The sequence below is a fragment of the Thalassotalea sp. Sam97 genome, assembly GCF_041379765.1.
GTDB lineage: Bacteria > Pseudomonadota > Gammaproteobacteria > Enterobacterales > Alteromonadaceae > Thalassotalea_A > Thalassotalea_A maritima.
On the sequence record NZ_CP166919.1, the window covers coordinates 3,037,784 to 3,050,707 of the forward strand.

Sequence of the window (12,924 nt, forward strand, 5' to 3'; positions counted from 1 at the left end):
CTTTTATGGTTAACTCTGATTAAGTAAACTTAAGCACCTATATTAAGGTGCGTTAAACCCGTTCATTCGCTCTATATTTATCCTTACTATGGCACTAGTAGGATTAGAGATATTTGCCTGCAACATCGACTATTTTTACTAAACTTAGATCACCGTTTCACTCTTTGGAGGGCTGCGATGAAACTGAAAGACATCCACACCGAACTACAATCTGGCATCCTTAACTATTTAGCTAGTCATCCCAACGCCATGGGCTCTGTAGAGCATATTGCCAATCAATGGTTATTTAATGAAAAATACGAGCACACACCGGAGCAGGTCAATGCCGCGGTAAAAAGCATGGTTGCCCGGGGCGAATTAACACCAAGATTGGGTGGTGACTTTTACTCACAATAATGTCCAAACAGCTTGCGAATTCACTAAGCTGAAATTTCAACAATAAACTATCTTCGCAAGCTGTTCGTAATACCGCCACTAGTGATAAAATAGCCAGTATATTATCGTCGCTAACAATAGGTTCTGTTACCTTATGTCAAATCAAATCGATTGCTTTAAGGCATTTAGCAAGGACATCTCTGATCTTAGCATTCCAAATCGCTTTACCTTTCCATTTTATTATCACCCTCATCCACTAGCTGTTAGCGCAGCTGAGCAGCTACAACACGAGCTTGAGCAAGGACAATATCAACATAACTTTGGCTTAAAAACAGGCGACGATAAAGATGCTGCAAGCGGTAAAATGTTTGGCGTACTGGTTGTTGAAAACAAACAAAAGCAACTTGGCTTTTTAGCGGGATTCTCCGGTAAGCTCGGGGATAACACCCAAGTACCAGGCTTTGTGCCACCTGTTTTTGATATGCTTAATAAAGATAGCTTCTTTAAGGAGGAGCTCGATATCATCAACAAGGCCAGTAGTGATTATAAGCTTCTCGAAAACAATCCATTACGCCAACAACTCGCAAAGCTGGTTAACAAAGAGCGGCAGGCTTTCGACTGTGCGCTAACCACATTTAAGCAAGACGCGGCTGAGCGAAAATCAAGCCGTAAACAGCTGCGTAATAACGGCAAAACAACGCTAAGTGATGAGCAATATGAGCAACTCTGTGTTGAGCTAAGCCAGCAAAGCGTTATTGATAAACTCAAACTTCGCGATTTAAAACTGTATTGGCAGCAACGCATCGAGCATGCCCAATCGCAGCACGACGAGCTAGAGCAACAACTTGCTCGCTTAGCCAAAACACGGCGTAAGCTTTCGGCAAAACTACAGAAAAAGCTTTTTGCGCAGTACCAGTTTTTAAATATAGAGGGTGTGCAAAAAGATTTAAATGATATTTTTGCTGATACCGCGTTTAAAATACCCCCTGCTGGCGCAGGTGATTGCGCAGCACCTAAATTATTGCAATATGCTTTTAATCATCAGCTTAAACCCGTGGTGATGGCAGAGTTTTGGTGGGGAGAATCACCTAAGTCGCAAGTGCGCCGTCATAAGCATTATTACCCATCATGCTACAGTAAATGCCAACCTATCTTAGGGCATATGTTGGTTGGCATGACATTAGATGACAATCCCTTATTGGAGAATCCGGGGAAAAATAAATTATTAGACATTCTCTATGAAGATAACGATATGATTGTCGTTAATAAACCTTCAGGGCTGTTGAGTGTGCCAGGAAAAACTATCTCTGATAGTGTTTATACTCGCATTAAACAACGCTACCCTAATGCTACTGGGCCGCTTATCGTTCATCGCTTAGACATGTCGACCTCAGGGCTAATGGTCTTGGCACTCAATGCTAAAGCCAACAAGGCCCTGCAACGGCAATTTATCGCCCGTAGTGTTACCAAAAATTACATTGCCGATGTCGATGGTATCGTAACCGAAAATGAAGGCGAAATTACCCTACCATTAACTTTAGACATTAACGATCGACCTAGACAGATGGTGTGCTTTGAAACAGGTAAGCCTGCGCACACTCATTTTAAAGTGCTTGAACGTAAAGGTAACATTACTCGTTTGTCATTGTTTCCAAAAACGGGTCGAACACACCAACTACGTGTTCATTGTGCTCACAAACTTGGTTTGAACATGCCAATTATTGGCGATGAACATTATGGTAATGGTGCTGACAGACTGCATTTGCACGCTGAATATTTACAGCTAAAACATCCTGTGAGCCATGAAGTTATGAGCTTTAACGCGGCTCCTGATTTTTAATCCGCAAGCCAAACACATTCTACTGACAATATGATTTGAAAAGAGAAAGAACTAAAAAACAACGATCGCGCTCATCTACAGCTTGGGTTCTAAGTAAAATAGACATAGTATGGTTAGCCAAAAAACAACAATAAGTAAGATATGGACTTTATTAAAAAAACTGCGCTACTTATCGCACTACTACCTAATTTGCTACTCGCTAATGAAGACAGCGATATAATCGTTGTCGGCGCAGGCATTGTGGGAGCATCAACGGCTTATCACTTAGCTAAACAAGATGTTAAAGTAACCGTTCTCGATCGCGAGGGGCCAGCAAGCCATGCCAGTCGAGGCACTTTCGCATGGCTTAATGCCAGCTGGGCAAAGCAGCCTTTTGCTTACCATCAACTCAACCAAGCGAGTGTAGCCTATTGGCATGAGTTAGCGGAACAATTGGATATTCCGATAAAATGGGAAGGCTCACTTGAATGGTTTGCAGGGCAACAGCGCTCCGAAAAACTTGTCGCGCAAATCGCCGAACAAGTCACATGGGGTGAGCCCGCTGAGATTTTAGCCACTCCCCAGGCACAACAATTAGAGCCGAAGGTAAATTTCCCGCAACAAGCAACTGTTGCTTATTCAGGCAATGACGGTGCGCTCGATCCTCAACTTGCCACTGAAAAACTTTTAGCTGCCGCGACTGAGCTTGGTGTTCAAGTGCGCTTTCCCTGTAATGTAACCGATATCGTGCGCGACCAACAAAAAGTTGTCGTCAATAGCTCATGTGGTTCATTTTCAGCAAAAAAAGTAGTCTTTGCTGTCGGTGCCAACTCGAAAATTATTGAAGCCACCACTGGGCTTACTATTCCACAACGCAGTACGCCAGGCATTATCGCCATTACTAAACCGATGCCCCCTGTAATCAACAGAATTATTGTCGCCCCTGGTGTTCACATTCACCAGCGTGTAGACGGTCGTGTGGTTATTGGCGAGCAACAAGGCGCACCGAAAACCGAGCAACATAAACAGCGCTTAGTAAACCGCCCTAATAGTTACCCAAATGAAGTGTTAGCGCAGGCGCATTTTCAGCGTATGTTAACCGTTGCTAAAGGTATCGTGCCAGCGCTTGCCAATGCAGAAATGGAAGATATGTATATTGGTTGGCGGCCACTGCCATTAGATGGACATCCTGTACTTGGCTTCTCAGATGAACAACAAAGCACTTATATTGCGGTTATGCATAGTGGCGTCACCCTAGCCCCTATTGTCGGCAAGTTAATCGCTCAGGAGCTTACTGAAGGCGCACAGGACGTATTAGCACCATACAGACCACAGCGCGATTTTGAATTAATCAAACGATATTAACAAACTGTAATTCAGCATCGCTGAATTGCACACAAACAAAAAGAGCAGCCATTGGCTGCTCTTTTCTATAGATGGGTGTTAAAACCTATCGATGACCACCATAGATGGTGGAAATGCCGAAAATGCACGGAGCTGTTTTCGGCCTGTACGACTCTAACGTCGAGCCAGAGGCTCTCGTCCTCGCTTACTAAAAACAGTCCATTAGGACTGTTTTCTTAACGTGCTCGGTCATCACGGAGCACCGTGAAGCCGGCCGTAAAAACAAAAAGAGCAGCCTATGGCTGCTCTTTCTATAGATGGGTGTTAAAACCTATCGATTACTCGATGATTTTTGATACAACACCAGCACCTACTGTACGACCACCTTCACGGATAGCGAAGCGTAAACCTTCGTCCATCGCGATTGGGTTGATTAGCTCTACAACAAACTTCAAGTTGTCGCCTGGCATTACCATTTCTACACCTTCTGGTAACTCAACTGCACCAGTGATGTCAGTTGTACGGAAGTAGAACTGTGGACGGTAGCCTTTGAAGAATGGTGTGTGACGACCACCTTCATCTTTAGTTAGTACGTATACTTCTGACTCAAACTTAGTGTGAGGAGTGATTGAACCTGGCTTAGCAAGTACTTGACCACGTTGTACTTCATCACGCTTAGTACCACGAAGAAGAACACCACAGTTCTCACCAGCACGACCTTCGTCAAGAAGCTTACGGAACATTTCAACACCTGTACAAGTTGTTGAAGTAGTGTCTTTGATACCAACGATTTCTACGTCGTCACCTACACGGATGATACCACGCTCAACACGACCTGTTACAACTGTACCACGACCTTGGATTGAGAATACGTCTTCGATTGGTAGGATGAAGTCACCATCGATTGCACGCTCTGGCTCTGGAATGTAAGTGTCTAAGTGGTTAGCAAGTTCTAGAACTTTCTCTTCCCACTGAGCTTCGCCGTTCAATGCACCTAGTGCTGAACCTTGAACTACTGGTAAGTCATCACCTGGGAAGTCGTATTCAGATAGAAGTTCACGTACTTCCATTTCTACTAGCTCTAGAAGCTCTTCGTCGTCTACCATGTCACATTTGTTCATGAATACGATGATGTAAGGTACACCAACCTGACGAGAAAGTAGGATATGCTCACGTGTTTGTGGCATTGGACCATCAGTTGCTGCAACTACTAAGATCGCGCCGTCCATTTGAGCAGCACCAGTGATCATGTTTTTAACGTAGTCGGCGTGACCTGGACAGTCTACGTGCGCGTAGTGACGGTCAGCTGTGTCATACTCGATGTGAGAAGTGTTGATTGTGATACCACGCTCACGCTCTTCTGGAGCGTTATCGATTTGTGCGAAATCACGAACTTCACCACCGTGAGTTTTAGTTAAAACTGCAGAGATAGCAGCAGTTAGAGTTGTTTTACCGTGGTCAACGTGGCCGATTGTACCAACGTTAACGTGCGGTTTCGAACGTTCAAATTTTTCTTTAGCCATCTTAAATGTACCTTAAAGTTAAAGTAACTAGGACAAGCCTAGCGAGTAATTGAAATTATTTTTGCTACTGAAAATGGTCAATTAAAAATGACCATTTTCAATAATTGCTTCTGTGATGTTCTTCGGCGCTTCTGAATATTGCTTGAATTCCATCGAGTATGAAGCACGGCCTTGTGTAGCACTACGTAGATCTGTGGCATAGCCAAACATCTCACCTAATGGTACAACCGCATTAACTAGCTTCATGCCAGCCGGACCTTCGTCCATGCCTTCAATCATGCCGCGACGACGGTTAAGATCACCAACTACATCACCCATATTTTCTTCTGGGGTGGTAACCTCAACTTGCATCATAGGTTCTAGTAATACTGGGCTAGCATCTAGAGCACCCTGTCTGAAACCCATCGACGCCGCGATCTTGAAGGCCATTTCGTTAGAGTCGACATCATGGAAAGAACCGTCAAATAAGGTTACCTTGATGTCGAGCATCGGGAATCCGGCTAAGACACCGTTTTCCATTTGCTCTGCACAGCCTTTTTCTACAGCTGCCCAGTATTCGCGTGGTACTGCACCACCAACGATTTCACTTTCAAACTGGAAGCCTGAACCTTCTTCTTGAGGTTCTAGTTTCAGCCATACATGACCGAATTGACCACGACCACCAGATTGGCGAACAAACTTACCTTCAACTTCTACCGGCTTACGAATTGTTTCACGGTAAGAAACTTGTGGTTTACCAACGTTTGCATCGACTTTAAATTCACGCTTCATACGATCAACGATGATATCTAAGTGCAACTCACCCATACCAGAGATGATGGTTTGCCCTGTCTCGTCATCAGTTTCAACGCGGAACGATGGATCTTCTGCCGCTAATTTACCTAAAGCAATACCCATTTTTTCTTGGTCTGCTTTGGTCTTTGGCTCAACAGCAACTGAGATTACCGGCTCAGGGAACTCCATACGCTCTAAGGTGATCACGTTTTGTTGATCGCATAAGGTATCACCGGTGGTAACGTCTTTCATACCAATAAGAGCAGCGATATCACCCGCGCGAACTTCTTTAATTTCTTCGCGGTTATTTGAGTGCATTTGCACGATGCGCCCGATACGCTCTTTTTGACCTTTTACTGGGTTGTAAACCATGTCACCGGTTTTAAGGACACCTGAGTAAACACGTACGAAGGTCAAGGTACCAACAAACGGATCCGTCGCAATCTTAAACGCTAGTGCGGCAAACGGTGCTTTGTCGTCTGCTTCACGCGTATCTTCGGTTTCGTTTTTATCATCACGAATACCTTTTATCGCCTCAACTTCTGTTGGCGATGGTAAATATTCAACAACCGCATCAAGAACCGCTTGTACACCTTTGTTTTTAAAAGCGCTACCACAGGTGGTTAATACGATTTCGTTATTGATGGTTAATTGACGCAACGCAGCTTTGATCTCTTGCTCTGACAGTTCACCTTCTTCTAGGTATTTGTCCATCAGTTCTTCACTTGCTTCAGCAGCCGACTCAACTAAGTGTTCATGCCACTCTTGGGCAAGATCTTGCATATCGGCAGGGATCTCTTCGTATTCGAAGGTCATACCTTGATCCGCTTCGTTCCAGTTAATTGCCTTCATTTTAATAAGGTCAATAACACCTTTGAACTCTTCTTCACTGCCAATCGCCAATTGAATTGGCACAGCATTCGCGCCTAGACGATCTTTACATTGTTTAACAACGTTTAGGTAATCCGCTCCCATACGGTCCATCTTATTAACGAAGACCATACGTGGAACTTTATACTTCTCCATTTGACGCCAAACGGTTTCGGTTTGCGGTTGTACGCCTGATGAACCACAAAGTACTAATACAGCACCGTCTAAAACTCGCAACGAGCGCTCTACCTCAATGGTAAAGTCTACGTGGCCTGGGGTGTCAATGATGTTGATGCGGTGATCATCGAACTGACCTTGCATGCCTTTCCAAAAACAGGTGGTCGCCGCAGAGGTAATGGTGATACCACGCTCTTGCTCTTGCTCCATCCAGTCCATGGTGGCTGCACCATCATGCACTTCACCAATCTTGTGCGACAAACCGGTGTAAAACAATACACGTTCGGTTGTCGTTGTTTTACCTGCATCTACGTGTGCAGCTATACCAATGTTACGATAACGTTCAATAGGGGTCGTACGAGCCACTAATGGATTCCTCTATGTTCGGGATGTACCTGAAACTAATTTTCAAAAATATTGGAAATACACTTTTGAAAACCAGCTTTGCTAATGCCTGCAGCAGTTATTAGCGTGATTCAATATGTTTAGCTATGTATAGAAGAAAAGCGCAGCGGCTAACGCCGCTACGCTTATCATTATATTACCAACGGTAATGAGCGAATGCTTTGTTCGCTTCAGCCATTCTGTGAACGTCTTCACGTTTCTTCACAGCTGAACCTTTGTTTTCAGAAGCATCTAACATTTCGTTAGCTAGGCGTTGAGCCATTGATTTTTCACCACGTTTACGAGCAGCTTCAACTAACCAACGCATGGCTAGAGCGTTACGACGAACTGGACGAACTTCTACTGGAACCTGGTAAGTTGAACCACCAACACGACGAGATTTAACCTCTACGTGTGGACGGATGTTATCAAGAGCGATTTCGAACAAGTCTAAGTGCTCTTTCTCAGGGTTCTTTTCAGCTAGAATATCTAGTGCACCGTATACGATTTTCTCTGCTACAGATTTTTTGCCATCAACCATAAGGATGTTGATGAATTTTGCTAAAAGTTCGTTTTTAAACTTCGGATCAGGTAAGATTTTACGCTGACCAACAACACGTCTTCTTGGCATTTTAAATTCTCCGATTAGCTTCAGGATTATCCCAAAACAATTAAATATTAAATGTTAGTTTGGCCTTACTTGACGGAGAACCGTTAAGATTTAGGGCGCTTAGCACCGTACTTAGAACGGCCTTGTCTACGATCGTTAACACCAGAACAGTCTAGTGCACCACGAACGGTGTGATAGCGAACACCAGGTAAGTCTTTAACACGACCACCACGGATTAAGATAACGCTATGCTCTTGTAAGTTGTGACCTTCACCACCGATGTAAGAAGTAACTTCGTGACCGTTAGTTAAACGTACACGAGCTACTTTACGTAGTGCTGAGTTAGGTTTTTTAGGTGTAGTTGTATACACACGAGTACATACACCGCGACGTTGAGGACAAGCTTCTAACGCCGGAACGTTACTTTTTTGTACCTGCTTAACACGTGGCTTACGTACTAATTGGTTAATAGTTGCCATTATAGCTCCTGATTAGTTAAAAATAGTGCAAACTCCAACGAAAATCGATGGATAGGTTCACACTCTCATAAACGTGAAAAATACCTACCATAACAGTAGGTCGCGGAATTTTATTAGTGATGGGGGTCACTGTCAAGCAAATGTGACTCTGATCTTTGATCTTTTTTGTGCATTTAGTAACCAAAAAAGATCAAAGATCATTGCTTGTTAATCACTCGATATATTTAATTTGCCGCTAAAAACAAAGAAGGGACCCTAAGGTCCCTTCTAACATTAGTTATGCGTTAACGATTATTCGTTATCTGCTTGGCCTTCACCACCTGTTAAGTCGCCGAAGCCACCTAACATTTCGGCATTAAGCGCATCAGTAAGAGCTTGTTCTGCATCTTCTGCTGAAACCATTGGCTCTTGTTCTGTTGTTGCCGCTTCTGCACGCTTTTTGTGATAAGCGTAACCAGTACCTGCTGGGATCAAGCGACCAACGATAACGTTTTCTTTCAAACCACGTAAGTCGTCTTTCTTACCAGCAACCGCTGCTTCGGTTAGTACACGTGTTGTTTCTTGGAACGACGCTGCAGAGATAAATGACTCAGTTGCCAATGATGCTTTGGTAATACCCATCAGCATTGTTTGGAACTCAGCAGGTTTCTTACCTTCTGCTTCTAATTGACGGTTAGCAATCTTAACGCGTGCAACTTCTACGTGCTCACCCGCTAAGAATTCGCTGTCACCACCATCCATGATTTCACACTTGCGCAGCATTTGACGAACGATAACTTCGATGTGCTTATCGTTAATCTTTACACCTTGCAGACGGTAAACGTCTTGTACTTCATTAACGATGTAGTTTGCAACATGGTCAATACCACGTAGACGTAAAATGTCATGTGGAGATTCTGGACCATCGGCGATAACTTCACCTTTTTGAACCGCTTCACCCTCGAACACGTTAAGCTGACGCCACTTAGGAATCATCTCTTCGTATACTTCACCGCTTGGCTGGGTGATTTGTAAACGACGCTTACCTTTAGTTTCTTTACCGAAACCAATGATACCGGTCTTCTCCGCTAGGATTGCAGGCTCTTTCGGCTTACGCGCTTCAAATAAGTCAGCAACACGCGGTAGACCACCGGTAATATCACGAGTCTTCGAAGACTCTTGTGGAATACGCGCTAGCGCATCACCAATATTAACCTCAGAACCATCTTCTAGGTTAACGATTGCGTTACCTGGTAAGAAGTATTGAGCTGGGATATCTGTACCCGCAATCATTACGTCATTACCTTTAGCATCAACTAGCTTAACCATTGGGCGCATTTCTTTACCCGCAGAGTTACGTTGTGCTGCATCGGTTACAACCACGCTTGATAGACCGGTTAAGTCATCAGTTTGCTTGGTCATAGTTACCGATTCGATAAGGTCAACAAATTTGATCTTACCAGCTACCTCAGTGATGATTGGGTGAGTATGTGGATCCCAGTTTGCTACCGTTTCACCAGCGGCAATCTCTGCACCATCAACTTTCGTCAAAATTGCACCGTAAGGTACCTTATAACGCTCTTTCTCACGACCTAACTCATCAATAACGGTTAGCTCAGATGAACGCGAGGTAATTACAAGCTTGCCATCAGAGTTGGTAACAAACTTCGCATTTTGTAACTTCAAGGTACCGGTGTTTTTCACCTGTACGCTGTTTTCTGCAGACGCTCGAGATGCCGCACCACCGATGTGGAAGGTACGCATGGTAAGCTGTGTACCCGGCTCACCGATTGATTGTGCTGCAACAACACCAATTGCTTCACCTTCGTTGATAAGGTGACCACGAGCCAAGTCACGACCGTAACATTGTGCACAGATACCAAAGTCAGTATCACAGGTGATGATTGAGCGAACCCAAATTTGATCAACCGAGTGCTCTTCTAAGATGTCACATTTTGCTTCATCTAAAAGTGTATTACGGGCAAATAATACGTCTTCAGTACCAGGAATGAATACGTCTTGTGCTACGGTACGACCTAGTACACGTTCACGTAACGGTTCAACAACGTCACCACCTTCAATAAGTGGTGTCATTAATAGACCTTCTTCTGTACCACAATCGTTTTCAGTAACAACCAAATCTTGTGCTACGTCAACAAGACGACGTGTTAGGTAACCCGAGTTCGCTGTCTTAAGTGCGGTATCCGCCAAACCTTTACGAGCACCGTGAGTTGAGATGAAGTACTGTAGTACGTTCAGACCTTCACGGAAGTTCGCGGTGATTGGCGTTTCGATGATTGAGCCATCTGGTTTTGCCATTAGACCACGCATACCCGCTAGCTGACGGATCTGAGCAGCACTACCACGAGCACCTGAGTCAGCCATCATAAAGATCGAGTTAAACGAGTCTTGAGCTTCCATTTCACCATCGCGGTTTTCAACGTGCTCTTTCGACAAGTTGTCCATCATCGCTTTCGAAACTTTTTCGTTCGCTGATGACCAGATATCGATAACTTTGTTGTATTTCTCACCGGCAGTTACAAGACCAGATTCGAACTGTTGTTGAATCTCTTTAACTTCTTCTTCAGCTGCATCGATGATGGTGTATTTCTCATCAGGAATAACCATATCGTCGATACCAACAGACGCACCGGCGATCATCGCGTAGTGGAAACCTGTGTACATAATGTGATCTGCAAAGATAACAGTATCTTTTAGACCAAGGTTACGGTACGCATGGTTAATTAGGTTAGAGATTTGCTTCTTACCTAATGTCTTGTTGATGATCTCGAATGGTAAACCTTTTGGACAAACCATCCATAAAATCGCACGACCAACGGTAGTGTCGATTAATGATGTTACGTCTTCACCATTGATGTGCTGAGTAATACGCACTTTTACGCGTGAATGCAGACCAGCAACTTCGGTACGGTAAGCTTTTTCGGCTTCTTCAGGAGAACCGAATACCATGCCTTCGCCTTTGCCGTTTACACGGTCGCGAGTTAAGTAGTACAAACCTAATACAACGTCCTGTGAAGGTACGATGATTGGATCACCGTTCGCAGGAGAAAGAACGTTGTTAGTAGACATCATTAGTGCACGTGCTTCTAACTGAGCTTCAATCGTTAGCGGTACGTGAACAGCCATTTGGTCACCATCGAAGTCAGCGTTATATGCCGCACACACTAGTGGGTGTAACTGGATCGCTTTACCTTCGATAAGTACTGGTTCAAACGCTTGGATACCTAGTCTGTGAAGTGTCGGTGCACGGTTAAGCATAACCGGGTGCTCGCGGATAACTTCATCTAGTACGTCCCAAACTTCACCTACTTCACGCTCTACTAATTTCTTAGCTGCTTTGATAGTTGTCGCTAAGCCACGTGCTTCTAGCTTGCCGTAAATAAATGGCTTGAATAACTCTAAAGCCATCTTCTTCGGTAAACCACACTGATGTAGACGAAGTGTTGGACCAACGGTAATTACAGAACGGCCTGAGTAGTCAACACGCTTACCTAGAAGGTTTTGACGGAAACGACCTTGCTTACCTTTGATCATGTCAGCAAGTGATTTCAGAGGACGTTTGTTAGAACCCGTGATGGCACGACCACGACGACCGTTATCTAATAACGCATCCACAGATTCTTGTAGCATACGCTTTTCGTTACGTACGATGATGTCTGGTGCTACTAGATCTAATAGACGCTTCAAACGGTTGTTACGGTTGATTACACGACGGTATAGGTCGTTCAAATCAGATGTCGCAAAACGGCCGCCATCTAGTGGTACTAGTGGACGTAGATCTGGTGGAAGGATCGGTAGAACCGACATGATCATCCACTCTGGCTTGTTACCAGATTGGGCGAATGCTTCCATAAGCTTAAGACGCTTAGTGATCTTCTTACGCTTAGTTTCACTACCAATTTCTGGTAGCTCTTCACGCATTTGCTCGATTTCACCGTTTAGATCGATTTGCTGAAGAAGCGCAAGAATTGCTTCTGCACCCATCTTCGCGTCGAACTCATCACCATGCTCTTCTAATGAGTCTAAGTACTCTTCTTCAGTAAGGATTTGGCCTACTTCAAGAGTCGTCATACCCGCTTCGGTAACGACGTATGATTCAAAGTACAATACACGCTCAATATCACGTAACGTCATGTCTAGTAATAGACCGATACGAGATGGTAATGATTTTAAGAACCAAATGTGTGCAACCGGGCTTGCTAATTCGATATGACCCATACGGTCACGACGAACTTTAGTTAGTGTTACTTCAACACCACATTTTTCACAAATTACACCACGGTGCTTAAGGCGCTTGTACTTACCACATAAACACTCATAATCTTTTACTGGGCCGAAAATACGAGCACAGAAAAGGCCGTCGCGCTCAGGCTTGAACGTACGGTAGTTGATGGTTTCAGGCTTTTTAACTTCACCGAATGACCATGAACGAATCATGTCTGGTGACGCTAAGCCGATGCGAATACCATCGAATTCTTCAGTTTGATTTTGTTGCTTAAGAAACTTAAGTAAATCTTTCACACTCTATCTCCTGTCGGAGTTAACATCTGGGAGGGTTACTACCCTCCC

At 44.2% G+C, this 12,924-nt stretch carries 8 protein-coding genes; 3 read left to right on the forward strand and 5 right to left on the reverse strand.

Annotated features, from left to right (window positions below; all coding sequences use genetic code 11):
* Positions 1 to 177: 177 nt before the first annotated feature.
* The 3 genes from ACAX20_RS13590 (at position 178) to ACAX20_RS13600 (ending at position 3,559) form a co-directional block, all read left to right on the forward strand.
* Positions 178 to 396: a hypothetical protein gene (locus tag ACAX20_RS13590; RefSeq protein WP_371187041.1), complete on the forward strand. Its 219-nt coding sequence runs from the start codon at positions 178 to 180 to the stop codon at positions 394 to 396.
* 133 nt (positions 397 to 529) lie between these two features.
* Positions 530 to 2,215 (forward strand): RluA family pseudouridine synthase, encoded by a 1,686-nt coding sequence (locus ACAX20_RS13595; RefSeq protein WP_371187043.1) that lies wholly within the window; start codon positions 530 to 532, stop codon positions 2,213 to 2,215.
* Positions 2,216 to 2,356: 141 nt separating this feature from the next.
* Positions 2,357 to 3,559, forward strand: a complete 1,203-nt coding sequence (locus ACAX20_RS13600) for an NAD(P)/FAD-dependent oxidoreductase (protein WP_371187045.1) — start codon at positions 2,357 to 2,359, stop codon at positions 3,557 to 3,559.
* A gap of 317 nt (positions 3,560 to 3,876) precedes the next feature.
* On the opposite strand, the gene tuf is transcribed toward ACAX20_RS13600, so the two are convergent.
* The 5 genes from tuf to rpoC all read right to left on the reverse strand — a co-directional run bounded on the left by tuf (position 3,877) and on the right by rpoC (position 12,876).
* A complete protein-coding gene (tuf, locus tag ACAX20_RS13605; protein ID WP_371187036.1) occupies positions 3,877 to 5,061 on the reverse strand; it encodes an elongation factor Tu in 1,185 nt (394 codons plus the stop codon).
* 81 nt (positions 5,062 to 5,142) lie between these two features.
* Positions 5,143 to 7,248 (reverse strand): elongation factor G, encoded by a 2,106-nt coding sequence (gene fusA, locus ACAX20_RS13610; protein ID WP_371187047.1) that lies wholly within the window; start codon positions 7,246 to 7,248, stop codon positions 5,143 to 5,145.
* 175 nt (positions 7,249 to 7,423) lie between these two features.
* Positions 7,424 to 7,897, reverse strand: coding sequence for a 30S ribosomal protein S7 (gene rpsG, locus ACAX20_RS13615; RefSeq protein WP_371187049.1), 474 nt, complete (start codon positions 7,895 to 7,897; stop codon positions 7,424 to 7,426).
* Between the two features lie 83 nt (positions 7,898 to 7,980).
* Positions 7,981 to 8,355: a 30S ribosomal protein S12 gene (gene rpsL / locus ACAX20_RS13620; protein ID WP_371187051.1), complete on the reverse strand. Its 375-nt coding sequence runs from the start codon at positions 8,353 to 8,355 to the stop codon at positions 7,981 to 7,983.
* A 291-nt stretch (positions 8,356 to 8,646) separates the two neighbouring features.
* Complete coding sequence (gene rpoC / locus ACAX20_RS13625) at positions 8,647 to 12,876, reverse strand: DNA-directed RNA polymerase subunit beta' (RefSeq protein ID WP_371187053.1); 4,230 nt, start codon at positions 12,874 to 12,876, stop codon at positions 8,647 to 8,649.
* Positions 12,877 to 12,924 lie beyond the last annotated feature (48 nt).

Excerpts from the sequence above, each read along its gene's own strand:
- ACAX20_RS13590 (WP_371187041.1), top strand. The coding sequence starts at position 178 with ATGAAACTGAAAGACATCCACACCGAACTACAATCTGGCATCCTTAAC.
- ACAX20_RS13595 (WP_371187043.1), top strand. The coding sequence starts at position 530 with ATGTCAAATCAAATCGATTGCTTTAAGGCATTTAGCAAGGACATCTCT.
- ACAX20_RS13600 (WP_371187045.1), top strand. The coding sequence starts at position 2,357 with ATGGACTTTATTAAAAAAACTGCGCTACTTATCGCACTACTACCTAAT.
- tuf (WP_371187036.1), bottom strand. The coding sequence starts at position 5,061 with ATGGCTAAAGAAAAATTTGAACGTTCGAAACCGCACGTTAACGTTGGT.
- rpsG (WP_371187049.1), bottom strand. The coding sequence starts at position 7,897 with ATGCCAAGAAGACGTGTTGTTGGTCAGCGTAAAATCTTACCTGATCCG.
- rpsL (WP_371187051.1), bottom strand. The coding sequence starts at position 8,355 with ATGGCAACTATTAACCAATTAGTACGTAAGCCACGTGTTAAGCAGGTA.